Origin of the sequence: Paraburkholderia fungorum (assembly GCF_046026025.1) — a bacterium.
Classification (GTDB): Bacteria; Pseudomonadota; Gammaproteobacteria; order Burkholderiales; family Burkholderiaceae; genus Paraburkholderia; species Paraburkholderia fungorum_E.
In genome coordinates this window covers 174,342-200,400 of sequence record NZ_JAQQFL010000012.1, presented here as the reverse complement: position 1 = coordinate 200,400, position 26,059 = coordinate 174,342, and the positions used below count along the sequence as shown (strand labels likewise).

The window sequence follows — 26,059 nt, the reverse complement described above, 5'->3', positions numbered from 1 at the left end:
GAGGCGCCGATGACTGTTCAACTCACGCCCGAATTCGCGTCCAAATTCGCCAATCTCGCACTCGCCCATCTCACGCGCGAGTATCCGAACAAGCTGACCCATTCGCTTGCCGGCCCGCAAGACGTGCAAGGGCCACGCGCGCTGCATCCGATTTTCTACGGCAGCTACGACTGGCATTCGTGCGTGCATGGTTACTGGTTGATCCTGCATCTGCTCGATCGCTTTCCCGATCTGCCGGAAGCAGCCCGCATCGTGGCGGTGGTCGACGAGCATTTCACCGAGGCGAATGTGGCCGGCGAACTCGCCTATCTCGACCTGCCGCACAACCGCGGTTTCGAACGTCCGTATGGATGGGCATGGCTGCTTGCGCTGAGCGCACAACTCCACTCGCTGAAACTATCGGAAGCCGCGCGCTGGTCCAGGGTTTTTGCACCGCTGACCGCGGCCTTTGTCGAGCGCTTCGAGGAATTCCTGCCGAAAGCGACCTACCCGTTGCGGGTCGGCACGCACTTCAACATGGCGTTCGCGCTAGCGCTCACGCTCGATTTCGCACGCCAGACATCGCGTGAATCACTCGAGGCGCTGCTGATGAATACGGCGGAGCGCTGGTTTCTGAACGACGTTGCGTGTCAGGCCTGGGAGCCCGCCGGCGACGAGTTCCTGTCGCCTTCGCTGATGGAAGCGGAATTGATGCGGCGCATCTTGCCGCCCGCGCAATTCAGCGAATGGTTCAGGCGCTTTCTGCCCGATCTCGGCGCGAAGAAGCCGGCCACGCTGTTCGAACCCGTTACCGTGACCGACCGCACCGATGGCAAGATTGCCCATCTGGACGGCCTGAATCTGAGCCGTGCATGGTGCCAGCGCTCGCTGGCGCGCGCGCTGCCCGCCGGCGATGTGCGCCGGACCATATTGTTCGATTCGGCCGAGCGTCATCTTCAAAGCGCCCTGCCGCACGTGGCCGGCGACTACATGGGGGAACACTGGCTGGGCACGTTCGCTACGCTCGCACTGGAAGCGTAAGCGGTGCACTGGGAGCCGCCTGTTGCGGCCCAGCCGGCGAATTCGCCGGCTCCGTGCATTACTGGCCAGTCAGCTTTTTAGGCTTCGGCGGCGACTGAACCTTGTTGTACTGAAACGCGGGCGTCGCCTTCAAGGCGTCTTTGGTCGCGCCGGCCAGATAGAAATTCCCCGACCGAATATCCAGCGCGGCGATAGGCACCGCTACGTCATGTGACGCCACGCCCAGAAATCCGCCGGCCGAAACGATGGCGGCGGACAGCGAGCCATCGGGAGCGACCACCAGATCGCGGATCGTACCGATCTTTTCGTTCTGGTCGTTGTACACGCCCTTGCCGAGAATGCTCTTCTTCACACTCCAGCCGCTCAGCAGCGCATTCGATTGCTCGACCGTGACGCTCAAGGGCTGCGTGCCGGCCACTTGCGCCTGCGCGCCAAAACTGGTTGCAGCTACCGCGACCACAATAACAAGCTTGCTCAACCTCATATCGTTCACTCCGTTTTTGGTGGACTTGACCGGCGCATGGCCCGCGCCGAAGGAATCGCTGCAAAACGATCATACAGACTACGCGGCGCGTCTGCATCGAGCGTGCCACGGCGCCAGGCGCATGACGGTAAAATCGAGCCAGGCGATGACGCCCGTTTAGAGGTGGCAGTTTGACTGAGCTTGAACAGGGTTTCATTCTGACCCGACATTGGCGGGATACGCCCGCCGGCACGGAAGTGGATTTCTGGCTGGCAACAGACGGCGGGCCCCGTCACATCCGCCTGCGCCCCCAGCCTTCCGTGGCCTTCATTCCGGCCGCGCACCGGGAGCGCGCGGAAACGATCCTGCGCCGCGAGGCGCCGCTCGATTTGCGCCCGCTCGATCTATGCGACTTCCAGCACCGACCGGTGATGGGGCTTTACTGTGCGCAATACCGCCAGTTGACGGGCTTGGAGAAGCGCCTGAAACAAGGCGGCGTCGACGTCTACGAGGCCGATATCTTCCCGCCCGAGCGCTACATGATGGAGCGCTTCATCACCGCGCCGGTATGGTTCGGCAGCGGTACACAGCATGGCGGCCCGCAGTTGAACAGCGAATTGAAGCCCGCTACGGACTACCGTCCGTCACTGAAACTGGTGTCACTCGATATCGAAACCAGCGCGCACGCCGAGCTTTATTCCATCGCGCTCGAAGGGTGCGGACAGCGTCAGGTCTATATGCTGGGACCGCCGAATGGTGACGCCGACGATGTCGACTTCGACCTCGAATACTGCGAAACCCGCGCACAGTTGCTCGAAAAATTGAATACGTGGCTGGAACGGCACGACCCTGACGCAATCATCGGCTGGAATCTTGTGCAGTTCGATTTGCGTGTGCTGCAACAGCACGCCGAACAATATCGCGTGCCGCTACGACTCGGCCGCGGCGGTGCAGTGATGGAATGGCGCGAGCACGGCCACAAACAGAATCATTTCTTCGCGGGCGCCGCGGGAAGATTGATCATCGACGGTATCGAAGCATTGCGTTCCGCAACGTGGAGCTTCCCTTCGTTCAGCCTCGAATATGTGGCGCGTTCCGTGTTGGGCGAAGGCAAGGCGATCGACAATCCTTATCAGCGCATGGACGAAATCCAGCGCCGCTTCGACGAGGACAAACCGGCCCTTGCCCGCTACAACCTGAAAGATTGCGAGCTGGTCACGCGCATCTTTGCGAAGACCGAGTTGCTGTCGTTTCTGCTGGAGCGCGCCACCGTGACCGGCTTGCCCGCGGACCGCAGCGGCGGATCGGTTGCGGCGTTCACGCATCTGTATATGCCGCGAATGCATCGGCAAGGCTATGTCGCGCCGAATCTCGGCGACGTGGCCGGCGCCGCGAGTCCTGGTGGCTTCGTGATGGATTCGCGGCCTGGCCTCTATGATTCCGTGCTGGTGCTCGACTACAAGAGCCTGTATCCGTCGATCATCCGTACGTTTCTGATCGACCCGGTGGGTCTCGTGGAAGGCATGCTCAATCCCGCCGACGATCGATCGGTGCCGGGCTTTCTCGGCGCACGTTTCTCGCGCACTCGCCATTGTCTGCCGTCGATCGTCGGCCAGGTTTGGCAAGGGCGCGAAGCCGCCAAGCGCGAGCACAACGGGCCGCTTTCGCAGGCGCTGAAAATCATCATGAACGCCTTCTATGGCGTGCTCGGCTCCACGGGTTGCCGGTTTTTCGATCCGCGTCTCGCGTCGTCGATCACCATGCGTGGCCATGAAATCATGCACACCACGCTCGAGTTGATCGAGGCGCAAGGTTATGAGGTCATTTATGGCGACACCGATTCGACTTTCGTGTGGCTGAAGCACGCGCATAGCGAAGAAGCAGCGGGCCGCATTGGGCGCGCGCTTGTCGAACATATCAACGCGCAGTGGCGGCAGAATCTGCAGGCCCGCTTCGGCCTCGAGAGCGCGCTCGAATTGCAATTCGAGCGGCACTACAAGCGCTTCTTCATGCCGACGATTCGAGGTGCCGAAGAAGGCAGCAAGAAACGCTACGCCGGACTGACTGTTTTGCCGGACGGCAGCGAGAACATCGTCTACAAAGGGCTCGAAACGGTGCGGACCGATTGGACGCCGCTCGCCCAGCAGTTCCAGCAGGAACTCTATGGGCGAATATTCAGGCAACAGCCGTATCAGGACTATGTGCGCGACTACGTGCGCGATACGCTGGCAGGAAAAATGGACGATCAACTCGTGTACCGCAAGCGCTTGCGCCGCTCGCTCGGCGAGTACGAACGCAACGTGCCGCCGCATGTGCGCGCGGCACGCGTGGCCGACGAGTTCAACCGGCGACAGGGGCGTCCTTTGCAATACCAGAACGGCGGCTGGATCAGCTATGTGATGACGACCGCCGGACCGGAGCCGCTCGAAACCTTGCGCTCGGCGATCGACTACGAGCACTATCTGACACGGCAGTTGCAACCCGTTGCGGATGCGATCCTGCCGCTCCTGCGCGATGACTTTACGACCCTGATGTCAGGGCAGAGACAGTTGTTCTGAGCTGATCTGCTGCGCAATCCTCTCCAACGGCAGCCCCTTCGTACGCTGCCCGCTCAACCCGCTTGTCAGCACCACGGCGTGCCCGGTTCGGGCGGGTACTCAGGTGTTGCCCTGGTTTTGAACTGCCTTCGCGATGGTGCGACAATCGACTACGGACAAGCCACTCCTTACCACCGCACGCCGATAGTCCGTTCAATCTGAAAGGATAAGAACATGCGTCGAACTCTCTACCTCGCGGCATTGCCCGCCACCTTCGTTGCCGGCATGTTTGCATCCCATCTGGGCACACTGGCGCGGGCCCAGGCGTCAGACGCACCGCTCACGGCGCAGATCGTTGACCTCGCAGCCTTGACGGATGCCGATCTTGGCCAACAGATTCCGAACATGGGCACCTTGCGTTCGAAAGGGCTGGTCGTCACGCCGAACGGGACCGTCGCAGTGCAGACCGGTAACGTACCCAGGCATACGCATCGAGGTTCTGACGAAATCCAGTATGTGATCTCGGGAAGCGGCACGTTCTGGCTGGGTAACGAACAGCGTCAGATTCACGCCGGCGACCTGATCATTATCCCGAAGGGAACGGTGCATGCGGGGTCCGAGTCGACCGGCGGCGAATTCAAGGTCCTTTCTATCAAGCTGCCGCCGCAAGCGCCAGGCGACATGCAGATGGTTCCCTGACGCACCGCCGATATCCGGCGCTCAATTGGCGATTTTCACTGGCAGGCCGGCTCGGAGGACAATGCCCGTACGAATCTCTTCCGAGGCTGCGCAAAATGGCTAATTTTCAACCTGATGGATGGCATACCGTTACGCCCCGCATCGTCGTACGGGATCCGGAAAACCTGATCGCATTCATCAAGATGGTGTTTCAGGCACAGGGCGAATTCCGTCACGGGCGGCCTGCCGAAATCATGATCGGCGATTCCGTCGTGATGGTTAGCGGCGAAGACGGTCTTCGCGATCCGATGCCGGCATTTCTGTATGTCTACGTTAAGGACGCCGATTCGACCTACCAGCGAGCGATCGCGGCGAATGCGATCTCGCTCGAAGTTCCAACCGACGTACCCTACGGCGACAGGCGAGCGATGGTAAGAGATTCGTGGGGAAACACATGGCAAATTGCCACCCATCAGCGCGACTTCCCGGCTGGCGATGACACTATGCCCATCGCTCAAAATTGAACGACAGGCATAGTGGATAATGCAAGGCATCGCATAGACCCGCGTAGAAATTGGGTTCAAATCGATGATCAGCCTGTCTCGCGATCGGGCCGTGAGCATCTGCCGATCGCGCGACAGGGCCGCCTGCTTCGATCAGTCAGGCTGACGTGTCGAACTCTTTATCGGCAGCCAGATTTCAACGACTCCCGTACCTGCAACAGGATCGAAGTCCTCGCTGTAGCGCTCGAACTCGGGTGCCTCTGCCGGCTCAAACCCAGACTCCGGCAACCACCCGTTCCAGATGCTGTAGAAGGTCTGATGAAGCGTAGAGATGTGCCCGTTATGTTCAAAGACTGCATAACGTTGCGGCTCAATTTCTACGCACCGCAATGAAGCGGGCAACCGGTCTCGGCGCTTCACCTCTACGCCTGCGATATATTCAAAACCGCCAGCCGCATCCGGGTTACAGCAAACCCCGTAAGTCATGCAGTTGACCTGATCGGGCAGGTTGCCAATGTACGGGCTAAAGGTTTGCCAAAGAGCCGGAATCCCTTCATTGGTTTCAAAAGTAAATCGACCGCTCATGCCCGCTATTAACAGCTTTTCGGCCACTTCGAAGCGTGGCGGAGCAATAGGGATGATTTTCGATTCTTTCATGCGTAACGGCTCCACAAGAGAAAGGCCATCAAGACTGCGCCGTGTTCGCACATCATCGGGTGTAACGCCGAAGAGTTCGCGGAAGGCGCGGGTGAACGCCTCGTGGGAACCATACCCGGCGTCGAGCGCCACGCGAAGGATATCTGGCGCGCCTTGCGTCAGCGTCCGTGCCGCGCGCGTGAGCCGTCTGGAGCGGACGTAGCGCATAACCGGCCATCCCGTGCTCATCGAGAATATGCGCGAAAGGCCGAAGCGCGTCATTGCGCAACAGGCGGAAATCCTGTCGAGAGTAAGTTCGTCGCCTAGTTCGATTTCAATGAACCAGAGCGCTTTTTCAACCGGATTCATAGCGTTCCCAGGAAGGTTTCCGAAGGAATATATGATATCGACCACGAGGCCATTTGATCGTTCTTGCGCGACAGTGGTGGAGAGGCCGACGACAGATGACATGTTGCAAGCCGAAGGTTGCTCAAGGCGGCCATGTCGGCGAGGCGACCGATTTCGGAGCAAACGCGTAGTCCATGCCCTGCCATCTGAAGAAGCGCACTCCAAGCCCGATCGAAACAAGGAACACGACTACCGCCGCCACAAGGAGAACCCTGGTTGCTCGACCCATGTCAGTTGCCCTCGATCCGTCCTGCGTTTCGCGCTCTTGATGTCGTCATTTATATCTACGTGACGCAGATATGGATGCATTGTCGACGATTCCGGCAGTGGTGTCGAACGGGTAGAACTGGCCGGTCACCGCCTGACGTCGATCGGCGGCTGGTGAGCTTAAAGGGACGTTCAGATTTCAGGGAAGCAGTCGTTCGAGTCCCTGCGATTTTCGCCCCACTAAGTACAACGACCAAATGCAACAATCAGTGCGGCTCCAATTTCGGAAGGACTACTCGTCGCTGGAATGATCACATCCTCGATTCCATCGCCGACGGAGCGACTCCAGCTGTCCAGCTTGTCGTGATGACTTGGAACGAAAACTAACCGTTCTGCGGACCTTGCGACGCTGCAACTCTTCATGTTTTTAAACAGCGCCCGTCTTGTTTTATAGGCAAAACGATCCATCAGCGACTGCACCCACTCTGAGTATCGAGATTCAGCCGTCAGGCTCAAGGCGCTAGCCTCCTTGAGCGACAGGAATCGGCTTTCCGCCAGAGCCCCCTGAATAGCATCCCCTATTTCAACCGCTGAGGCATCCGTTGTTAATAGGCGTTCTGTCGCCATAGGCTCAGCCATTGCTAGTCGATACCCCGACTGAGGCACTATGCAGAGAAACTCTTCAGTCATCTTCGCCGTCAATCGGCTCTTCCAGTTCGGTTCGCTGAGCATATTTACGGTTATATTGGCTAATCGCTCCGCCGAGCCAATGTTGATGCTAGCAGATCGCCAACTGTCGGCGATTGTTGTTGAAACGTCGAGTGACCGTACCTGACCCGTTACAGCCCCTCGCCCCAAGGACGCACAAACGGCAGCTTTCAAGGTGCAATGGCCGCCCGCATAGCCGACTCATCCGACACGCCCGCTCAGGCGGACCAGGTTGGGATCTACCGAACATTCGCTTGAAAAAACGTAAGCGCCATTTCGTCAAACTGCTTGTGAAAGGCTGTGCGATCGAAGCCGTTCGCATCGACGCAGATTCCCGGCGCGTCGTTCTTCATTGCCGCGGAGCATGGAGCAAGAAAGGCAAAATGCGCCGCGTTGGGAACAAGGTGATATTCAGGTCTGCGAGGAAGGGCGTCGGCGAGTGCGGGAGCGTTGCGTGGCAGCACGCCATCGCCGCCGAACTGGGAAGCCCAAAGCTGAATCGGCGCTTTCACATTCTTCAGGCTCTCAGCGGTTGGGAAGAGATTGAGCGGGTCCGCCAGGACGAAGGCTTTAATCCGCACGTCATGAGTCAGGGGATCGGTGGGTACCTCTCGAAGTCGGATCTGTTCGCAAATCGGGGCTTTCGGGTCCGGGCATGGAACGTCGGCGTGCAGAAAATCCGGGCTGCCACCCGCCAACACCAGGCCCGTGTAGCCGCCACGCGAAAAGCCAAAAAAACCTATCCGCTCCGGGTCGATTCTGGATGCGTCGGGCGCGGCGCTCAACATGTAGTCGATAAGACGTTTTATATCGGCCGGTCGCTCGACGAACACAGACATCTCGCCCGCGCGACTCGAATCGGAGAATGTATCGCCTGGATGATTGATTGCAGCTACCACAAAACCCGCGTCGGCAAGCGTCTCGGCAAGGTCATGGTGGCCAAGGAACGATCCGCCATGGCCGTGTGAAATGACAACCAGGGGAAGCTTTTCGCCAACGGTTGGACAGTCGCGCTGCCCCTTCAGGACATATGGCCCGATCGGTACCTCGTGGGCAGGCTCTGCGCATGGCGTCCACACTATCGCTCTCAACGCCGGACCGTTGGCGTCAGCGGGAATTTGAACGAACTTTATTCCCGCGGCGTGTGCGATTGTCGTAGATAGGCACAACAGAACGGCCGATATGAACGTTTTCATGTGGTTCTGGGAGGCAAGTTGTTTGCTTTCAATGCGCTGTCCAGCACTTTCGGTTTGTCCGGCTCTCCATCCATATAGGGCGCCTCAGTCAGCCGCCCGATAGTTTTCAGACTGCGGATCATCACCTTGCCGCTGTCCGGATAGGTACAGACCTCGTGAGGATCATTCATTCCAACCGCAAAGTAGACAAGGTCCTCGTCGAACGGATTTGCCAGTTGGTGAGCGACGCCCGTGCCCGCCGGGCACGAGATGCAGTCACCCGCCCGGATTTCCTGCACGGAATCGCCGTAGCGGAAAACACCCCGGCCCGACAGCACAAAGAACACCTCGTCTGCTCTTGCGTGCGTGTGGAAGGGGCAAGCCGTTCTGCCCGGAGGCACTCGCGACAGGTTGGCACCGAGACGACCGGGGTTGACGTCAAGGGCCGGCGTCAAGGGCTTCCATGCGCTTCCCCAATGATCGCCCCCCATACGCTCGACTTCGTTGACGTCGCCGACGTTGATGACAAGTGATGGCATCAACCCATGCTCAAACTCCTTCTCCATTTTTTTCTCCGTCGTTGACTTCATGTTCGGAAACTATAGGATCGACTATTTTTCTTGATTGCGTTCGCTCAGATTGAACTGAGCCGCACTTGCCTACTGTCCTCAAGCGCCCGCCATTCCTTGACAAGCTGCCGTCGACTTCGGGAATACCGGTCCTCCAAAAATGCGGCATCGACAATGCGCTCAACACGGAACAATCGGAATTCCTCCCGCAGTTCGCACCACGCGGCGATGTACTGCCGCAACTCAACGAAACCTAAAACAATCGGCCATATCGTGCGCTCAGACGACACCCCGTTGTGATCCTCGTAGGTGATGTGCATCTTGCGCTGCTCTCGTAACGCCTGCCGCACGCGCGTTAAATCGAGTGTCGCGTTCACATTGTTCGGGCCGACGTAAAGGACATCGTCACTCAAAGCCTCCCTCATTTCGGAGGAAAGGACACCGCCGATTTTTGCCAACGCGTTTTGTGCTGCGCGAGCCAACGCGCTATCTGTCTGGCGACTTACCCACTGAACCCCGGCAACCAGTGCCTGCAGTTCTTCCCCGGTAAACGACAACGGCGGCAGTAAGAACCCCGGCCGCAGGAGATATCCAACCCCCGGAGCGCCGTCGATGCCGGCTCCCATCGCCTGAAGCGTTGCGATATCGCGTCGAAGCGTGCGCAGCGACACGCCGGTTTCTTGCGCAAGTACCTCACCGGACACCGCTCCACGGTGTCGCCGAAGTACCTGCAGAAGGTCAAACAGTCGTTGGCTTCGAGACACGCCCAGTCCTTCGAAACAAGCCCCTTTCCGCCGAACATGCGACCGGATTCGGTCGCCTCGATCAGCCTGGCTTCCTCGAAATGTTGATGAAGAAATCACAGTGTAGAACGGCACCATGCCAAATTCTGTCACCATTGAAACGAAAGGCAACAGTATCACCAACGCTGCTTTCCGCCTGCGAGTTGTTAATCGGCACTAAGGCGGTCTACGAGTTTGCTGGATTGCGGAAAGCAAAAGCCCCTCCGTCGCCGGTGCTTCATTTGAAGGAATTTTATAAATTAGAAGTTGCCGAGCTGAGTCTGACAGCCGGAAAGCCGATGCTCAACGCTTGGGCTCCGAGGCACTGCGGAGCCGCAATCCGTTGCAGGCAATCGTTGGGTAACCGCTGTTTATTGTGGCGGCGCCGGCACGAGTCCATACCGGGACATGACACCGATAAGCTTCTCGCGGTCGGGCGGCCCGCCGGCATTTACGATTGCTCCGACATCACGAAAATATTGGGCACCAATGTCGGGCGTCAGGACGATCAGCGCGCGGGCCGTGTCATTGTGCGGGTTGCTAAAGTGATGGACCGATCCGCGTGGGGTAAACATCCATTCTCCCGGTGTCAGGTCCCGGATCACCCCGTCGACCGAATACCGAAGCATGCCCTCCAGCACATAGACGCACTCTTCGTTATGTGTGTGGCTGTGTGGCGGCGGAACTTGCGAACTGGGCGGCACAGCCAACTCAAAAACGCCCATCCCACCTGTGGCCGTGCCATCTATCAGGTACTGAATGGTCAATCGACCAACCTTGATCGGCTCGCCTGGTACCACGTCGCTGATAGCCATTCTCAAACTCCTTCAGATTGAGGATTCTCATCGTTCCGACAACGTAACAGCCAGGGTGCTCTGCTTGCGGCCGCTTCTGGCGGCCGAAGGGGGCGCAACTCAATGAAGATTATGCGCCTATCAGGAACGTATTTTGTACGGGAGCAGCGACCGGCCGTTATTGACCGGCTAGTGCCTGTCGCCCACGGGCACTAGCCACCCTCACCGCCCGTTTGTCCGTTCGCCCGTCCATGTAGCGCACACTCAATGCCATCATCAAATCTCGACGGTCATTGACCGCTTGACGACCGCCGCGCCTCCTGCCATCAACCGCGAAATCCTGCCTCTGTCGATATCAAGAACGACCTGGATTACGCTCGGCGAGGGCGGCTGCATCAAGCGGCCCTGTTCGATGGCTATTTCAGTGTCGCCCACCCCCATCTGCTCGTATAGGAAGCACGCGAGAGGCCCGGCTGCCGTTCCCGTCGCCGATTCTTCGGCAATGCCGAAACGTGGCGCGAACATGCGGGCCCCAGCGTGGCGGCCCGGTACTTGCGTCGTAGTCGAGAATACGTAGTAGCCAATCAAGTCGAGCTCATCGCTGATCGATTCGATAGATCGATGATCCGGACGGATCGCGGCTACGGACCGCTCATCCGGCAACGCAACCATCAGAAAACTGTTACCCGTGTTGACTACTGTCGGGCTAGCCGTGCTGTAGATCTGATCCGTCGATACGCCAATCGACTGTGCGATTTTTCCGGCGAGTTGGGACCCCGCTTCGATCGGGCGATAGGTCGGGGAACGCTGCTCCATCAGAACGGTATTGCCATCAATTACGATGTCCCTGCACCCGTCGATCGTCTCTTTTGACGACCTGCCATCACTCACTCTGCCGATTTGCCTGAGGAGTGAAAACGTGGCGATGGTGGCATGACCGCAATGAGCAATCTGCCGCGTGGGCGTGAAAAATTCCAACTTGATCGTCGCCACATTCGATTTCGACACGAATGCAGTTTCCGATAGTGCCGCGCGCTGGGCGACATGCAGCTTCTGACTCACGGTGAGTTCATCGGCATCGATCACCACGCCGGCCGGATTCCCCCCGCTTGTTCCGTCTGTCAACGCATTGACGATTTGCACTTCAACCCGCATGGGTTCTCCCGATAGACGAAACTCAGATAAAGAACAGCGAATCCACGCGCCTCGCATGCATACCGGCGCTATAGGCTGATTGCGCCCCGCCCAAGCTCAATGACACGCCCACCCACACGGATTTCTCCGCTCTCAGTCACTGAAAGCCGCAGCAGACTCGGGCGACCTACCGCTTCGCCCTGTTCGACCTCGAATGCCGCCGGTAATTTACTCTCGTTGGCGAGCAGCCAACCGCCCAGGTTTGCACAGGCGGAACCCGTGCCCGGGTCTTCCGCAATGCCTCCGCTTTGCTTTACAAAGAAGTAACGCGACAGCACTCTTCCCGGCCGGGCAGCATCGAATGCGAACACGTAGGCCGTCTTTCTGCCGAGACTGCTTTGCGGCCACATATCCAGGCGCGCGCTGTCGGGCCGTGCACGGCGAACCGCGTCGGTGCTCTTCAGAGCGACCAGTAACTGATCTGAACCCGTATTGACCCACACGGGCGACGTGAGCAAATCGTCTTCGTTCAAACCTAGCAGCGACGCAATTTCTCCGTCGCTCAAGGTACTGACCGCTGTTTTCGGCTTGCCGGCATGCGGCGCCGCGAAGGTCCACACGTCCTGGTGTGCGCTTACCGGTACAACCCCCGCCTTGAATTCGAGCGTGAGGCTGTCGCCGGTCTGAATGACTTCTCGCACTACATGTGCAGTGCCGAGCGCCGGATGTCCGGCAAAAGGCATTTCATAGCCAGGCGTGAAAACGCGAACCTGTGCGCTTGCGCGATCTGAAGGCAAAACAAACGTCGTTTCAGACAGGTTGAACTGGGCGGCCAGAGCAAGCATGCTCAAATCATCCAGGCCCCGTGCGTCTTCGAACACGCATAACGGATTACCGCCAAAAGTAGATTCGGCAAATACGTTCAGCAGGCGGAATGCGTAAGATTTCATTCTATGCTTACCTGGGTGACAGATTGGCAATCGACTATCGCGACATCCTACCGGAGCAACCACCGTGGGGTGTCGGGTGCCGCTTCGGCAGTTCTCGCCTGTAAGTTCCAGCAGTTGTCTGAGCCCGCTCTTCGCATCTCCGATCAGCGACCCCATTCCCAGAACGCCGACCTTATCGATGGTCTCAACGCGGCCACGCCAATACTACGACCCAGCTTCGCCAGGCCCAATGCTTTTCACTAACTTTTCGACTGTCAAACCCTCGTCCCGGGGAATGCCAACACCAGCATCAACTGGGTAACTCATCACCTCTCCAGTTCGCACGTAGCCTCGACGTAAATAGAAGTCGATGAGTTCCTCGCGGGCCGACAGAACGACCATGACCGCTTTCGCTATATTCCAGCGTCGATTGGCAAATCTCTCCGCCTCGCTCAACAAAGCTTTCCCAAGCCCACAGTCTTGCATGGCAGGAGATACCGCCAGCGTGCCAATATAGGCCTCGTCCCCGTCTGCTCTCACTTCGACGCATCCGACAATTTCCCGTTCTGCCTGCGCCACTATCAATGCGGAATCCGGAGCCAGTAGGGTATCGAAAACGAGAGATGATGCAATTCGGGGGCCGTCGATCATTGCCCCCTCGTGCGTCCACCCGGCCATACCGGCAATTGGTCGATAGGCTGCATTGACCAGCCAAACGATTGCATCAACATCTTGCTCCCGCGCTGCCCGATAACTGACAACGCCTTTGACTGATTGGTCCATTTCACGCATCGAGGTCACTCCAGTTTCCGTTTTCGAGGATCTGTCCTTGGCTCCACTTCCCAAGGATGCGCGACCGACGCAATTAGTCAGCTACGCCACACTCGTATTGGTGGAAAGACTGTCGACGATCGTGGGGCGTGTTCCCAATAACGGGTTCTGGCCGGACTCAGCCTCTTTACACCGCAGACGGCCGCCGACCGGTTCTATACGTCGATAATGACCAGGCTACCGTGGCTTCCTGGTAGCACAGAGTGCGCTGTACCTGCTGGCGCGAGGTACATCTGTCCAGCTTCAACGACAACAGTGTCGTGTCCAACCTGAAGGAGAAGCTTTCCTTCGACGACCAACAGCGCTTCGTTGTAGTCGTGAATCTCCTCTTCGTACGGCTGCGCGTCCATACGCAAAACCTTGATCTTCGCCGAACCGACTTCCCCGACAATCGACGACCTCCAAGCATCAGCCTTTGCAGTCGTGAGGGAATTGAAATCAATCAGAGGCATAAGTGACTCGCCATAAAAACTTCATTCTGCGTTCAGAGCGGCAGTCAGTACCGGTACGGTGCATCGACCTTCTGCCAATACGGTCCCGCACGGAAGCGTCTATTCGAACGACATAAAACAGCGACGGGTTCAGCAGATTGGTGCACGTATTCCGGGCGTGCTGCGCTTGCACACGAGGGTTATGCCCGGGCGCACTTGATGACCGTATCGAGTGTTCGAGTGGTGATGTCCTTCCCGAACGAGCGTTCGAGCAGGCTCATGAACACGGGGCCCTTCTTCGGGTCGGGCACATAGGCACTGAAGACTTCCGTGGCACTGGCCTTGACGATGCTTGCGCCGTCACGCTCGATGGGCAGCCTCACGTCCGGCGGCACGGGACTATGCAGAAAGGTGACAACCCGTTTAAGCGAAGACGCGAGGCTGAACTCGGCGAAAGGGTCCGCGTCGATCAGGTTCTGGAGATAGCTGCTCGGCCGGACAAAGGTGCCGAAGCTGCGGCCCAGTCCCTCTTGCATCGCTTTCTCGGCGCGTCGTTCCAGGGCGGCCAGTGACGATGAGCGCGCATTGAACACGACATTGCCGCTGGAGAGCAAGGTTTTCACGTCGGAGAAGCCCGCCGCCTCGAAGCAAAGCTTGAGCGCGGGCATCCTGGCATTCATCGGGCTGACGCCGCGGAGAAAGGCAACTTATCGGGGCATAACAACCTCGTATCAACCTCGTATCAGGCACGGTGCAGAACTCGATATTCTGCTACAGAAGCGCCGCAACAAGGCTGAACAGATGAGAGGCGATCTTTCCGATTGGGCTTTCGCTTGCCCGATCGCTTCCTCCACCGCGGCAACGTGCTTCCAAAAGCTACCGGGAAATTTTCTCCAGTTCAATGCCCTTTGTTCGCGGCCCCATCAACCCGATCGCCAGCATCACGATCAGCATCGCACCGGCGATAAACACGAAAACCCCCACGGTGCCGAATTGCTTCAACACTGCGGCGATCAGAAACGCTGTAAAAATCGCGGAAAATCGGCTCCACGAATAAACAAAGCCCACCGCCCGCGCACGGATGCTGGTCGGAAAGAGCTCGGTCTGATACGCGTGGAAGCTGTACGAAATGATGTTGCCCGCGAGCGTCAAACACACGCCGAGACTCACCAGCAACACTGCGCCGGACGCCTGGCTGAACCACAATCCGCACACGATATTCACGGCCGCCATTACCACGATCACCGTCTTGCGCTCGAAGCGGTCGCCGATAAAGAGACCGATTACCGGACCGATTGGCGCGGCCAGCGCAATCACGCTCGAGTACATCAGGCTCGTGGTGATCGTAATGCCCTGCTTGATCAACAGTGTCGGTACCCAGTTCGCGAAGCCGTAGAATCCGACCGTCTGGAAGATGTTGAAGATCGTCATCATCAGCGTGCGGCTGCGGTACGGCGGCACCCACATATCGCGGAAGCTGCCGCGCGGCGCAATCGGCACCGGCGGTGCGGGCGGCGGCAGTTCACGGCCGTATTCGCTGCGCACTTTCGCTTCGAGCTCGCTCATCACGCGATCGGCTTCGGCAAGACGGCCTTGTTGCGCGAGCCAACGCGGGCTTTCCGGTAACGCGCGCCGAATCCACCACACGAACAGCGCACCGTGCGCGCCGATCAGGACCACCCAGCGCCAGCCGTCCAGCCCGAGCAAGGTGCGCGGCACCAGCAGATACGAGAGGAACGCCACCACCGGCACTGCCGTAAAACCTACGGCCTGCTCGCAGGCGAACGCGCGGCCGCGAATCTGCTTGGGCACAAGTTCGGAGATATACGTGCCGATCGTCACCAGCTCGACGCCAATGCCGATCCCTGCAACGAAGCGCCAGAAGTTCAACCCCGTGGCCGTTTCCTGAAACGCCATCACGACGTTAGCCGCCGTGTACCACAGCAGCGAATACGTAAACACGGCGCGACGTCCGAAGCGATCGGCCAGAAAACCGCACGCGATCGTGCCGATGAACAACCCGCTGAACAACGCGGCAATGAAACTGGCGACGCCGGTCGAGCCGAACAGGCCGTGCGTGGTCGCGCTCAGCAGGCCGCTTTTAACAAGGCCAGGCGCGACATAGCCGGAGTACAGCAGGTCGTACAGTTCGAAGAAGAAGCCGAGGCTCAGCAGCACCACCAGCTTCCAGATGGAGCGCGTGGCGGGCAGTCTGTCGAGGCGCGCGGAGATGCTGCCGGCGTCGAGCGTGGTGGACGCCGCAGCCGTTGCGGAAGACGCCGCGCCGCCGGCGCTGCGCGCGACGGATCCGGCCTGATCGGGGGATGCCATGTTGTTTGTCTCCTGATAGTGCGGTCTTGCAGGCGGGCACGATGATGCTCGCCGGGTCCGGTCTTGTGCCGGCCTTGGGGTACTGTCGCGCGTCACGCGCACCACGATGCCGGGCCGCAAGGTCCGGGCAGCATTCTAGCCGCGTGCGCGCTTCAATTGTTCGAAGGTGGTGATTTTTCCAGCCAGCGCGCTCGCCGCGACGGTATACGGGCTCGCGAGCCACACATTGCCCGGACCTGAGCGGCCAGGGAAATTGCGGTTGATCGCGCTGATCGTCACCTCGCTTGCATTGGCCGACTGCCCCGGTCCGCAATTCGCGCACGAACCGCAGCCCGGCATCACGAGCGTCACGCCCGCGCGCTCGAACACCGGCAAATAACCTTGGCGCTCGCAATAAGCGCGCACCGCCATCGTGCCGAACTGCAGAAACAGACGCGTGCCTTCGGGCACGTGCATGCCCTGCTCCACGCCCCAGCGCAATACCTCGTGATAGAAATCGAAATCTTCGCGCTTGCCTGCCGTGCACGAACCGCCATACGCGATATCGATTGCGACGTCCTGCTGCAATTGCGGCGCCGGCACGCCATTGCCCGGATCGCCCGGACGCGCGAGCATCGGTTCGATGGCGCTAGCGTCGATATGGATCGTGTCGCGATACGTGGCGCCGGGATCGCTTTTCATCCAGTTTTCAAGGGTGAAATCGACACCGCGTCGCTCCATCAGAAACGCCACGGTACGTTCGTCCGGTTCGACGATGCCCGTGAAACCACCCAGTTCCGCGACCATATTGGTCAGCGTGGCGCGTTCGTCGATCGACATCGCGCGCACCGCCGGGCCGCCGTATTCGAACACGAGACCGATCGCGCCGCCCGAGCGGATCGCATCCATCTGCAATAAATGCAGCACGACGTCCTTCGCGGTGACGCCCTCGCGCAACGCGCCGCCGATCTCGATGCGCAAGGTTTCCGGCACTTTGCAGCGCACGTAGCCCGTCACCCAGCTATTGGCGATTTCCGTTGCGCCCGCACCGAACGCGAGGCAGCCGAGCGCGCCCGAATGCGGCGTGTGCGAATCGGTGCCGCACGCCACCTGCCCCGGCAGCGCATATTGCTCAGCCATCAGCGCATGACAGATACCCTCGGAACCGGGCGAGCTATCGAGGGCGCCGTGCGAGCGCACCGGATAGTCGCGCGAGAACGACCTGTGCCCTTCCATCAGATTGGCAACACCGGGCAGCAATCCGTCGCGTACATGGGGAATGCTTTGCGAAGCGAGCACCAGATGATCCTGAAACGCGATGATGTGGTCCGGTTCGTGTAGCGGCGCCGGTTGACCGAACGCGCGATGCATCAGATGCGCGCACATGCCGGTGAAATAGTCGTGGCTGAAGCGCCAGTCGGCGGCAATGAACACACCGTCGCCACGCCGCGCGCTGTCAATGCCCGGATGAAGATGACGCTCAATGATCTTCTCGACCAGCGTCTTCGGCTCGCTAATGCTCGCCGCATGGGCGGCATTCGCCATGTTTCGCACACGCGGCGCGGGCCAGTCCGCAAACTTGCTGTACGCGAGCAGGCCGCCACTGCGAATGATCTGCTGCGTAAGCGCGTCGCGGCCTTTGAGAAACTCGTCGATTGACACCGCCTCTCCCGCGCTCAGACGATCGAGCACGGAGAAATCGGTAGTAGTCAGGATTCCGATGTTGTCGCAATTCTGCTGATAGATGCGCTCGAAGCTCTCGGCAACGATCAGGCGGATGCCCGCCGACAATTCCGCCAACGGACTCGATTCGCGCGAGGACCCCTTGCCGTAGCGCTTGCCCGCCACCGTCACCTGGAAGCCGCCGTCCTTGACTGCGTTTCGGCCAATCGGCAGGCGCTCGCCCGCCTGGAAGCCCACGTACGGATACTGGCCGAGGCGTTCGTCATAGGTGAGCATGACGGTGACCGGTGTGATTTCGTCGGTGGAGACGTTGTCGCGCAGCGGGCCGGCACTCGCGCGCGTGAAGTTCTCGCCGGCCAGTTGCGCCTCTATCACCGCGGGGTCCCGGGACAGGTACAGCACGCGGCCGTCCAGACGAATCGTATCGCTCATCAGCATTCTCCTTGCGCTCATCAAGCTCACTATACGGCGCGCGCCGGTGATGCCGAAGTGCTCGTCGAGCAACGCAGGCGTCTCGTTTGGCGATGATCGACGCCCAAACGCTCACGTCAGACAGCACTCATCCATTCCACCTTCAAACAACATTTTGCGGAAATTTATCTCCGCGCAATTGACATTGATTCTCATTTACAATAAATTTGTAAGGCTTTCGTTACCTTCATTTATTCATTTCACATACACAGTCCGCACATCGTTGCGAACTGCCAGCCAGGTGCTTCTCGTCACCCAGCCAGCTACGGGCTTGTTTGATCGGGAGAACCACACGTGCATCACCTCAATACAGCGCGACGTCCGCTGTGCGCCATGCTGTCCGGCGTTTTTGGCGTCGTCGGTCTATGGGCCGCGCAGCCGGCTCACGCAGCAGATAGCGCGCAAGTTCAGGGCAGCGCCGCGCCACTGGCGACACAGGCCTCACCACCGGCCCAAGCGGCCTCATCCGCCCGCTCAGTTAAAGCGCCGCTGTATCTGGCGTCGGCGCGATCGCTCGATCCGGTCACCGTCACCGCCACGCGCACGGCGTCGGCCCAGAGCCGCACGGCCGCATCGGTGTCGGTCATCACGGACGAGGACCTGGAAGAACAGCAAGCCGAAAACATCAAGGACGCCCTGCGCTACGAGCCCGGCGTCACGGTGCGCCGCACGCCCTACCGGCCCTCCTCGGCCGCCATGGGCGGTGGCCGCGACAACGATTCGAGCATCAACATCCGCGGTCTCGAAGGCAATCGCATCCTGCTGATGGAAGACGGCATCCGCCTGCCCTATTCGTTCACCTTCGGCCCGCTTGAAGCGGGTCGCGGCGACTACGCCGATCTCGGCACGCTCAAGCGTATCGAGATATTGCGCGGCCCGGCCTCGGCGCTCTATGGCAGCGACGGGCTGACCGGCGCGGTGAATTTCCTGACCAAGGATCCGCAGGATCTGCTCGACATCTACAACAAGCGCACCTATTTTTCGCTGCGCCCAAGCTACGACTCGACCGATCGCAGTTTCGGTGCGACGGTGCAGGCAGCCGGCGGCAACGACATGATCCAGGGCATGCTGATCGCCGACGGCCGGCGCGGGCATGAAGTGGACAGCCAGGGGACCAACAACTCCGCCAGCACGAAGCGCACCACGGCGAATCCGCAGGACACCTACTCTGAAACGCTGCTCGGCAAGCTCGTCGTCAAGCCGACCGCGCACGACACCTTCAAATTCACCGCCGAAACCGTGCGCGAGCGGATCGACACGAACGTGCTGTCGGCCGTCAATCCGCCCACCACCCTCGCCCTAAGCGGCCACGACAAGCTCGAGCGCAACCGCTACAGCATCGATTACGACTTCAACAACAACGCTGCCCGTTATTTCCAGACCGCGCATGTTCAGGTGTACTACCAGGATGCATGGCAAGATCAGAATTCGTATGAGACGCGCGGCTCGTCCGCGTCACGCACCCGCTTGAGCCACTACGGCGAGCGTGTCTTCGGCGGATCGGCATTTGCGGAGAGCAACTTCCAGACGGGGATTCTTTCGCACAAGCTGCTCTATGGCGGCGACGGCAGTCTCGATCGTGTGACAGCGCTGCGCGACGGCACCGTGCCGGGCGTGGGCGAAGCCGCGTTCCCGAACAAACCTTTCCCCGATACCGACTACCGGTTGCTCGGTGCATTCATTCAGGATCAGATCGGCTACGGCGCATTGACCGTCACGCCGGGCTTGCGCTTCGATACCTACAATCTGAGCGCGAAAACCGGCGATCCGCAGTATCTGGGCAAGCCGGTTTCGTCGAGCGACAACGCGTTGTCGCCGCGTCTGGCGGTACTGTACGAAGTGTCGCCCGCGCTGATTCCGTATGCACAATATGCGCATGGCTTCCGTGCGCCGGCGCCGGATCAGGTGAACAACAGCTTTGCCAATCCGCTCTATGGCTACACCTCGATCGGCAATCCTAACCTGAAGCCGGAAACCAGCGACACCATCGAAGCCGGTTTGCGCGGCAAGCTCGGCACCGGACTCGGTCCGCTGCGCTACAGCGCGGCAATCTTCGCCGGCCGCTATCGCGACTTCATCTCGCAGCAAACCGTGGGCGGCAGCGGACGCCCCAACGACCCGCTGGTGTTCCAGTACGTCAACTTTTCCAAAGCCTACATTCACGGTCTGGAAGGACGCGCGGAATGGGCGCTGCCGCACGGCTTCTCGCTCAAGACCGCGATGGCCTTCACCAAGGGCAGCGTGGACAGCGGCAATGCCGCCAGCCAGCCGCTGGATTCGATCAATCCATTCTCGGCGGTGTTCGGGATTCGCTATGAACCGAGCGAGCGCTGGTTCGCGCAAGCCGACCTGCTGTTCCAGGCGGCGAAGAAATCGAGCGACATCACGCCGAAGAGTTGTGCCTCACAAACCTGTTTCGCGCCGGCTTCGTCGTTCGTGGTCGATCTGCGCGGCGGCTATCGCTTCAACAAACATGTGGTCGCCTATCTCGGCGTGTTCAATCTGTTCGACCGCAAGTACTGGAACTGGTCGGACGTGCGCGGCATTGCCGATTCATCGCCGGTCAAGGACGCTTATACGGCGCCCGGCCGCAATGTGTCGGTCAGCATGAAGATGGATTTCTGATGCTGCGCAGCCGTACTGCTTTCTCCTCTTTCAACCCGCCATCCCGCATTGCGAGGTCTCCATCGTGCTGAATTCCGTTTATAACGACGCAGCTTCATTGCATCAGTTGCGTCATGATTTTCTCAATCTGAAGAGCGCGCAGAAGTTGCGCAATCGCGAAGCTGCGCACGCGCTCGGCATTAGCGAAGGCGCGGCGCTCGCCGCGTTCGTCGGCGAGCACGTGGTCCGGCTCGAAGCGCGCTTCGTCGAATTGTTCGAACAGATGCCGCAACTGGGTGCGGTGATGGCGCTCACGCGCAACGAAGCCGCCGTCCATGAAAAGGACGGCTCCTACGAGGATATGAGCCACGACGGCACGGTCGGTCTCGTGCTCGGCAGCGCGATCGACCTGCGTGTGTTCTATCACGCGTGGGCCTCGGGTTTCGCGGTGCGTGAGGACACCGCGCACGGCGTGCAGAAGAGCCTGCAATTCTTCGATACGCAAGGCCATGCCGTGCACAAGGTGTTTCTGCGTGAACACAGCAATCATGCCGCCTTCGATGCATTTGTAGAGCGTTGGCAAATGCGCGACCAGACACCGGGCCTCAAGACGGGAGAGCCGATCGTGCCGCCCGCGCAGAATCTGGACAGCGATATCGACGTACCCGCGTTTCAGGCCGCGTGGCACGCCATGACCGACACCCACCAGTTCTTCGGCCTCCTGCGCAAGTTTGGCCTTGCACGCACCCAGGCGCTGCGGCTGGCCGAGCGCCGCTACGCGTATCCGGTCGCCAACGACGCACTGCAGGGTCTGCTCGAACGTGCGGCCGACAGCGCGCTGCCGATCATGGTGTTCGTCGGCAATCGCGGCATGATCCAGATCCATACCGGTCCCGTCAAAAACATCCGACTGATGGGGCCGTGGGTCAATGTGCTCGACCCAGGCTTCAATCTGCATCTGCGCGGCGACCTGATTGCGAGTGCGTGGGTCGTGCGCAAGCCGACCAGCGACGGCATCGTCACTTCGCTCGAACTGTTCGACGCAAACGGCGAGAACATCGCCATGCTGTTCGGCGCACGCAAACCCGGCACTCCCGAACTCGCGGGCTGGCGCGAACTGATTGCCTGCATCGCGCCGCTCGAAAACGGAGCGGCAGCGGGACTGGCGAAATGAGCGGCGAAGTGAGCGGTGAAGTGCGCGATGAAGTCAGCGGCAAAATGAGCGGCACCACGTTCGGCAATCTCTGCGACGGCCGTATCAGCAGACAACGGCGCCGCCTCATGCTCGGCGGTGGCGCGTTGTTGCTCGGCGCGCTGCAGCCGCCAGCGTTCGCCCAGCCGCAGCGGCGCGTGATCGTGGTCGGCGGCGCACTGGCCGAGATCGTCTACGCGCTGGGTGCGCAGGGTACGTCAGGCAGCGCGAGCAACCTGCTGGTCGGCGCGGATACGACCTGCAGTTATCCCGCCGCCGCGCGCGCGTTGCCGAAGGTCGGTTATCAGCGTGCATTGTCGGCGGAGGGTTTGCTGTCCCTGCGGCCCGATCTGATCCTGGCCTCCGCGGAAGCGGGACCGCCCAACGTTCTTGCGCAAGTCAAACAGGCGGGTGTCACCGTCGTGTCGTTCGCCGAGCAGCACGATGCGGACAGCGTACGCGACAAGATTGCCGGCATTGCGAAGGCGCTCGACGCGAAAACGCAGGGCGACGCGCTACGCGCCCATTTCGACGGCGAGTGGCAGCGAGCCCGCGACACGGTTGCCAGCTCGCCATTGGCCACGCGCAAGCAAGCGCTACGCGTGCTGTTCGTGCTGAATCACACCGGCAATGCGGCGATGGTCGCAGGCCAGCACACCGCCGCCGACGCAATGCTCGCGTACGCCGGCGCGCGCAACGCGATGCAGGGCTTCAACGGTTACCGGCCGCTCTCGGCGGAAGCGCTGGTGAGTGCCGCACCCGACCTGATTCTGACGACCGACGAAGGCCTGAGCGCGGTGGGCGGCGCGGCGGCCATGCTGGCAAGCCCAGGATTCGCCGCCACGCCCGCGGGACAAAACAAACGCGTCGTGGCGCTCGACGCGCTGTTTCTGCTTGGCTTCGGCCCCCGTCTGCCAGGTGCCGTGACCACATTGAATCAGCGGCTCCTGGAGGCGTGATGGATACGGATATCGCGGGGCTCGCACCCGCCCCGCCGCGCACGCTCGCCGAACGGCGGCAGCGCGCCGCCCGTCTCATGCTGGGCGCGCTCGGTATCGCGACCGGGCTGGCGACGCTCGCGGCGATCTGCATCGGCGCCTATCGAATCAGCCCTGCGCTAGTCTGGTCCGCCTTGCTCGCAAGCCCCGCCGAACTGGCCAGCGACGCCTCGCTTCAGCAGGCCCGCGCGGTCCTGCTCGAGATCCGTCTGCCGCGCGTGCTGCTGGCGTTGCTGGTCGGTGCGGGTTTTGGCTCGGCAGGCAGTGCGCTGCAAGCGCTGTTTCGCAATCCACTGGCCGACCCGGGATTAATCGGCATCTCCAGCGGCGCGGCGCTCGGCGCGGCGACACTGATCGTGCTCGGCCCTCTGATCGGCGCCGTGAGCCTCGGCTGGCTGCCGCTCGCCGCGTTCATCGGCGCGCTGCTCGTGGCGACGCTGGTGTACCGGCTCGCTGCCGCGCGCGGCAGACTCGCGCTGCCGCTGCTGCTGCTCGCCGGCATCGCGATCAACGCGCTCGCGGGCGCGGCGATCGGCCTGCTCACCTATCTCGCCGACGATGCGCAACTGCGCTCGCTCACTTTCTGGAGCCTGGGCAGTCTGGGCGGCGCCCAGTGGCGCGTACTCGCCGCGGTCGCACCGTTCGTGCTGATCGGCGCCGCGCTGATCGCGCGCAACGGCCACGCGCTGAACGCGCTGCAACTCGGCGAAGCCGAAGCCCAGCATCTCGGCGTACCGGCTCAGGCGGTCAAACGCACCGTGCTGGTGGCGTCGGCATTAGGGGTGGGCGCGCTGGTGTCGTGTACCGGGGTCATCGGTTTCATCGGCCTCGTGGCGCCGCATTGCGTGCGGCTCGCGTGCGGTCCCGACCAACGCGTGGTGATGCCCGGCGCGATGCTGCTCGGCGCGACGCTGACCGTGCTCGCGGATCTGGCAGCGCGAACCGTCGCCGCGCCCGCCGAAGTGCCGCTCGGCATTCTGACCGCACTCATCGGCGCGCCTTTCTTTCTCGCGTTGTTGTGGCGCAGCCGCAGTCAACTCGGTCTGTGAAACATCCAGACGCCCCAGACTTCATGACGGAGAGCATGCGATGCTCATCACCAGCCACCTTTCCATCACCCGCGGTAACCGGTCCATCCTGCGCGATCTTTCGCTGACGATCGAACCGGGGCGTTTGACCACATTGCTCGGCTGCAACGGCGCCGGTAAAAGCACCCTGCTGAAGGCGCTGGCGGGCGAATTTCATGGCCATGCTTCGGGCGGCGGCGCCCAGCAGAGCGGTTCGACAACGCTCAACGGCGCGCTGCTGGCCGACATCTCGCCCAGGCATCTGGCGCGGCTGCGCGCCGTACTGCCACAGGCGTCGAACCCGGTGTTTCCGTTCAGCGTCGAAGAAATCGTGCTGCTCGGCCGTTATCCGCATGCGGCAAACGGCGCGGTGTCGCGCGAGGATCGCAGGATCGTTGCCGAGGCGCTGACGCTTGCAGGCGCCGGGCCGCTGGCGGGGCGTGAAATCACCACGCTGTCCGGCGGTGAGCTTGCCCGTGTCCAGTTTGCACGCGTGCTCGCGCAAATCTGGCCGCGTTCGTCGCTGCATTCGGGGATGGCCGGCCAAACAGACGACATGCCGGATGAAGCGCCACGCTATTTATTGCTCGACGAGCCGACCGCCGCGCTCGATCTTGCGCATCAGCATCGTTTGCTCGAAACCGTGAAGGCATTGACGCGCCGTTGGCACATTGGCGCGCTGGCGATCGTGCACGACCCCAACCTCGCCGCCCGCTATGCGGACGCGATCGCGTTGCTGGCGGACGGCACGATCATCGCGCAAGGCTCGCCACGCGACATCATGCAGCCGGCGCTAATCGAACGATGCTTTGGTTTCGCCGTGCGGATGCTGGACGCGGGAGACGGCTCAGCGCCGGTTGCGGTGCCGGCCTGATCGCAGGCGTTATGCCCCGCCGCCGAGGAACCCTACCAGCGCCGCCGCGCTCGCGCTTAACTGATCGCGCGACTTGAAGATCATGATGAGACGCCGCACCGCCCAGGCGTCGCTCAAGGACAGCAAGCGCACGTCGAGCGCATTCACATAGAGCAGCGCCACCTGCTCGGGCACGATCGCGATGCCGAGCCCGGCGTGGACCATCCGGCACAGCGCGTCGAGACTGCTGACGCGGATCTTCACGTCGAGCTGCCGTCCCGCGCTGGCCACCGCCTGCTGCGCGAGCAACTGGGTGAGTGCGCTCTCGCTGCGCAGGCCGACGAAGCTGTCGTCGAGCAAGGCCTCGAACGCCACGCGCGGCACGTCAGCGAGACGATGACCGGCCGGCACCAGCACCGCCAGCCGGTCTTCCCGATACGGCACCTGCTCGAAAGCTTCACTGCCCGCCACCGAATTGCAGATGCCGAAGTCCGCGCCGTGTTCGCCGACTATCCGCAGCACATCCGTGCTGTTCTCCTCTTCCAGTTCGATCGACACCTCCGGAAACACGCGTCCGAAGGCCGCCACGTCTTCGGGCAAAAACTGCACGATCGACGAGAGATTCGCCACCACCCGCACCCGCCCCTTTGCCCCCGACGAAAACCGCGACAACTCGGCGCTCATCTGTTCGATGCTGCCGATGATCGCCAGCGCATAACGCAACACGGTCTCGCCCACCGGCGTCACCGTAATGCCGCGCGACTGCCGCTGAATCACCGGTAAGCCGATCAGCGCCTCGATCTCGGCAATGCGCCGGCTCACGGCGGACGACGCGATGAACTCGCGCTCGGCCGCGCGCGCGATGTTCTGCTCCTGGCAGACGGCGACGAACAGGCGCAGCGAGGTGAGGTCGAGTTTCTTCAGGAGGTTTTCCATGGTGTCGCCTGGCGGGGAATCCCTCGATTGTGACGTGCGCGGCCTGATTCACCAAAGCGCCGCCCGCAGGGACCCGGCGTCCGGCAAGCGGCGCCTGGATTACTGCCGCAAAGGCGTCCCACGCGGGGAGCAGCCTGAAA

23 protein-coding genes and 1 pseudogene are annotated in these 26,059 nt (G+C 61.0%); 9 read left to right on the top strand and 15 right to left on the bottom strand.

What is annotated here, in order from left to right:
* Positions 1-9 precede the first annotated feature (9 nt).
* Positions 10-1,020, top strand: a complete 1,011-nt coding sequence (locus tag PQR67_RS15930) for a DUF2891 domain-containing protein (RefSeq protein WP_408460778.1) — start codon at positions 10-12, stop codon at positions 1,018-1,020.
* Positions 1,021-1,078: 58 nt separating this feature from the next.
* Here the strand turns inward: PQR67_RS15930 and PQR67_RS15925 are convergent, their stop codons facing one another.
* The gene (locus PQR67_RS15925; protein WP_120345032.1) at positions 1,079-1,504 is read right to left on the bottom strand and encodes a PRC-barrel domain-containing protein; all 426 of its coding nucleotides are present in this window, start codon (positions 1,502-1,504) and stop codon (positions 1,079-1,081) included.
* 170 nt (positions 1,505-1,674) lie between these two features.
* Between PQR67_RS15925 and PQR67_RS15920 the strand changes: the two genes are divergently transcribed.
* From PQR67_RS15920 to PQR67_RS15910, 3 genes are all read left to right on the top strand, one after another.
* A complete protein-coding gene (locus PQR67_RS15920; RefSeq protein WP_408460775.1) occupies positions 1,675-4,041 on the top strand; it encodes a DNA polymerase II in 2,367 nt (788 codons plus the stop codon).
* Between the two features lie 213 nt (positions 4,042-4,254).
* A complete protein-coding gene (locus PQR67_RS15915; RefSeq protein ID WP_408460772.1) occupies positions 4,255-4,719 on the top strand; it encodes a cupin domain-containing protein in 465 nt (154 codons plus the stop codon).
* Between the two features lie 95 nt (positions 4,720-4,814).
* Positions 4,815-5,222: a VOC family protein gene (locus PQR67_RS15910; protein WP_408460769.1), complete on the top strand. Its 408-nt coding sequence runs from the start codon at positions 4,815-4,817 to the stop codon at positions 5,220-5,222.
* 132 nt (positions 5,223-5,354) lie between these two features.
* On the opposite strand, the gene PQR67_RS15905 is transcribed toward PQR67_RS15910, so the two are convergent.
* The 13 genes and pseudogenes from PQR67_RS15905 to PQR67_RS15845 form a co-directional block, all read right to left on the bottom strand.
* Complete coding sequence (locus tag PQR67_RS15905; RefSeq protein ID WP_408460767.1) at positions 5,355-6,206, bottom strand: AraC family transcriptional regulator; 852 nt, start codon at positions 6,204-6,206, stop codon at positions 5,355-5,357.
* A gap of 486 nt (positions 6,207-6,692) precedes the next feature.
* Positions 6,693-7,142 carry a contact-dependent growth inhibition system immunity protein gene (locus PQR67_RS15900; RefSeq protein WP_408460764.1) on the bottom strand — a complete coding sequence of 150 codons (450 nt, stop codon included), beginning with the start codon at positions 7,140-7,142 and terminating at the stop codon, positions 6,693-6,695.
* 257 nt (positions 7,143-7,399) lie between these two features.
* Entirely contained in the window at positions 7,400-8,356 is a 957-nt protein-coding gene (locus PQR67_RS15895; RefSeq protein WP_408460761.1) for an alpha/beta hydrolase family protein, read from the bottom strand.
* The gene (locus tag PQR67_RS15890; RefSeq protein WP_408460758.1) at positions 8,353-8,901 is read right to left on the bottom strand and encodes a cupin domain-containing protein; all 549 of its coding nucleotides are present in this window, start codon (positions 8,899-8,901) and stop codon (positions 8,353-8,355) included. The genes PQR67_RS15895 and PQR67_RS15890 overlap by 4 nt, the downstream gene beginning before the upstream one ends.
* A gap of 68 nt (positions 8,902-8,969) precedes the next feature.
* Positions 8,970-9,668 (bottom strand): helix-turn-helix transcriptional regulator, encoded by a 699-nt coding sequence (locus PQR67_RS15885; protein WP_408460844.1) that lies wholly within the window; start codon positions 9,666-9,668, stop codon positions 8,970-8,972.
* 389 nt (positions 9,669-10,057) lie between these two features.
* Entirely contained in the window at positions 10,058-10,501 is a 444-nt protein-coding gene (locus tag PQR67_RS15880) for a cupin domain-containing protein (protein ID WP_408460755.1), read from the bottom strand.
* A gap of 255 nt (positions 10,502-10,756) precedes the next feature.
* The gene (locus PQR67_RS15875) at positions 10,757-11,635 is read right to left on the bottom strand and encodes a PhzF family phenazine biosynthesis protein (protein WP_408460752.1); all 879 of its coding nucleotides are present in this window, start codon (positions 11,633-11,635) and stop codon (positions 10,757-10,759) included.
* 68 nt (positions 11,636-11,703) lie between these two features.
* The gene (locus tag PQR67_RS15870) at positions 11,704-12,564 is read right to left on the bottom strand and encodes a PhzF family phenazine biosynthesis protein (RefSeq protein WP_408460842.1); all 861 of its coding nucleotides are present in this window, start codon (positions 12,562-12,564) and stop codon (positions 11,704-11,706) included.
* 204 nt (positions 12,565-12,768) lie between these two features.
* The gene (locus PQR67_RS15865) at positions 12,769-13,335 is read right to left on the bottom strand and encodes a GNAT family N-acetyltransferase (RefSeq protein ID WP_408460839.1); all 567 of its coding nucleotides are present in this window, start codon (positions 13,333-13,335) and stop codon (positions 12,769-12,771) included.
* 194 nt (positions 13,336-13,529) lie between these two features.
* Positions 13,530-13,826, bottom strand: coding sequence for a cupin domain-containing protein (locus tag PQR67_RS15860; RefSeq protein ID WP_408460749.1), 297 nt, complete (start codon positions 13,824-13,826; stop codon positions 13,530-13,532).
* A 179-nt stretch (positions 13,827-14,005) separates the two neighbouring features.
* Positions 14,006-14,512: pseudogene (locus PQR67_RS15855) on the bottom strand (DUF1697 domain-containing protein); the annotation flags it as partial.
* Between the two features lie 169 nt (positions 14,513-14,681).
* Positions 14,682-16,136, bottom strand: coding sequence for an MFS transporter (locus tag PQR67_RS15850; protein ID WP_408460746.1), 1,455 nt, complete (start codon positions 16,134-16,136; stop codon positions 14,682-14,684).
* Between the two features lie 135 nt (positions 16,137-16,271).
* Positions 16,272-18,230, bottom strand: a complete 1,959-nt coding sequence (locus PQR67_RS15845; RefSeq protein ID WP_408460743.1) for an aconitase family protein — start codon at positions 18,228-18,230, stop codon at positions 16,272-16,274.
* Positions 18,231-18,602: 372 nt separating this feature from the next.
* Between PQR67_RS15845 and PQR67_RS15840 the strand changes: the two genes are divergently transcribed.
* The 5 genes from PQR67_RS15840 to PQR67_RS15820 all read left to right on the top strand — a co-directional run bounded on the left by PQR67_RS15840 (position 18,603) and on the right by PQR67_RS15820 (position 25,004).
* Positions 18,603-20,894 (top strand): TonB-dependent hemoglobin/transferrin/lactoferrin family receptor, encoded by a 2,292-nt coding sequence (locus PQR67_RS15840; protein WP_408460836.1) that lies wholly within the window; start codon positions 18,603-18,605, stop codon positions 20,892-20,894.
* 64 nt (positions 20,895-20,958) lie between these two features.
* Complete coding sequence (locus PQR67_RS15835) at positions 20,959-22,047, top strand: hemin-degrading factor (protein WP_408460740.1); 1,089 nt, start codon at positions 20,959-20,961, stop codon at positions 22,045-22,047.
* A 44-nt stretch (positions 22,048-22,091) separates the two neighbouring features.
* A complete protein-coding gene (locus tag PQR67_RS15830; RefSeq protein ID WP_408460833.1) occupies positions 22,092-23,024 on the top strand; it encodes a heme/hemin ABC transporter substrate-binding protein in 933 nt (310 codons plus the stop codon).
* On the top strand, positions 23,024-24,112 hold the full coding sequence (locus PQR67_RS15825) for a FecCD family ABC transporter permease (RefSeq protein ID WP_408460738.1): 1,089 nt from the start codon (positions 23,024-23,026) through the stop codon (positions 24,110-24,112). The genes PQR67_RS15830 and PQR67_RS15825 overlap by 1 nt, the downstream gene beginning before the upstream one ends.
* Before the next feature lie 40 nt (positions 24,113-24,152).
* Positions 24,153-25,004 carry a heme ABC transporter ATP-binding protein gene (locus PQR67_RS15820; protein WP_408460735.1) on the top strand — a complete coding sequence of 284 codons (852 nt, stop codon included), beginning with the start codon at positions 24,153-24,155 and terminating at the stop codon, positions 25,002-25,004.
* A 9-nt stretch (positions 25,005-25,013) separates the two neighbouring features.
* Here PQR67_RS15820 and PQR67_RS15815 read toward each other — a convergent pair whose 3' ends face one another.
* A complete protein-coding gene (locus tag PQR67_RS15815) occupies positions 25,014-25,919 on the bottom strand; it encodes a LysR family transcriptional regulator (protein WP_408460733.1) in 906 nt (301 codons plus the stop codon).
* Positions 25,920-26,059 lie beyond the last annotated feature (140 nt).

Bases quoted from the DNA above. Each gene is read 5' to 3' on its own strand.
- PQR67_RS15850 (WP_408460746.1), bottom strand. From the start codon at position 16,136: ATGGCATCCCCCGATCAGGCCGGATCCGTCGCGCGCAGCGCCGGCGGC.
- PQR67_RS15930 (WP_408460778.1), top strand. From the start codon at position 10: ATGACTGTTCAACTCACGCCCGAATTCGCGTCCAAATTCGCCAATCTC.
- PQR67_RS15910 (WP_408460769.1), top strand. From the start codon at position 4,815: ATGGCTAATTTTCAACCTGATGGATGGCATACCGTTACGCCCCGCATC.
- PQR67_RS15820 (WP_408460735.1), top strand. From the start codon at position 24,153: ATGCTCATCACCAGCCACCTTTCCATCACCCGCGGTAACCGGTCCATC.
- PQR67_RS15870 (WP_408460842.1), bottom strand. From the start codon at position 12,564: ATGAAATCTTACGCATTCCGCCTGCTGAACGTATTTGCCGAATCTACT.
- PQR67_RS15925 (WP_120345032.1), bottom strand. From the start codon at position 1,504: ATGAGGTTGAGCAAGCTTGTTATTGTGGTCGCGGTAGCTGCAACCAGT.
- PQR67_RS15860 (WP_408460749.1), bottom strand. From the start codon at position 13,826: ATGCCTCTGATTGATTTCAATTCCCTCACGACTGCAAAGGCTGATGCT.
- PQR67_RS15915 (WP_408460772.1), top strand. From the start codon at position 4,255: ATGCGTCGAACTCTCTACCTCGCGGCATTGCCCGCCACCTTCGTTGCC.
- PQR67_RS15865 (WP_408460839.1), bottom strand. From the start codon at position 13,335: ATGCGTGAAATGGACCAATCAGTCAAAGGCGTTGTCAGTTATCGGGCA.
- PQR67_RS15815 (WP_408460733.1), bottom strand. From the start codon at position 25,919: ATGGAAAACCTCCTGAAGAAACTCGACCTCACCTCGCTGCGCCTGTTC.
- PQR67_RS15890 (WP_408460758.1), bottom strand. From the start codon at position 8,901: ATGGAGAAGGAGTTTGAGCATGGGTTGATGCCATCACTTGTCATCAAC.
- PQR67_RS15830 (WP_408460833.1), top strand. From the start codon at position 22,092: ATGAGCGGCACCACGTTCGGCAATCTCTGCGACGGCCGTATCAGCAGA.
- PQR67_RS15905 (WP_408460767.1), bottom strand. From the start codon at position 6,206: ATGAATCCGGTTGAAAAAGCGCTCTGGTTCATTGAAATCGAACTAGGC.
- PQR67_RS15825 (WP_408460738.1), top strand. From the start codon at position 23,024: ATGGATACGGATATCGCGGGGCTCGCACCCGCCCCGCCGCGCACGCTC.
- PQR67_RS15900 (WP_408460764.1), bottom strand. From the start codon at position 7,142: ATGACTGAAGAGTTTCTCTGCATAGTGCCTCAGTCGGGGTATCGACTA.
- PQR67_RS15845 (WP_408460743.1), bottom strand. From the start codon at position 18,230: ATGAGCGATACGATTCGTCTGGACGGCCGCGTGCTGTACCTGTCCCGG.
- PQR67_RS15880 (WP_408460755.1), bottom strand. From the start codon at position 10,501: ATGGCTATCAGCGACGTGGTACCAGGCGAGCCGATCAAGGTTGGTCGA.
- PQR67_RS15895 (WP_408460761.1), bottom strand. From the start codon at position 8,356: ATGAAAACGTTCATATCGGCCGTTCTGTTGTGCCTATCTACGACAATC.
- PQR67_RS15875 (WP_408460752.1), bottom strand. From the start codon at position 11,635: ATGCGGGTTGAAGTGCAAATCGTCAATGCGTTGACAGACGGAACAAGC.
- PQR67_RS15840 (WP_408460836.1), top strand. From the start codon at position 18,603: ATGCTGTCCGGCGTTTTTGGCGTCGTCGGTCTATGGGCCGCGCAGCCG.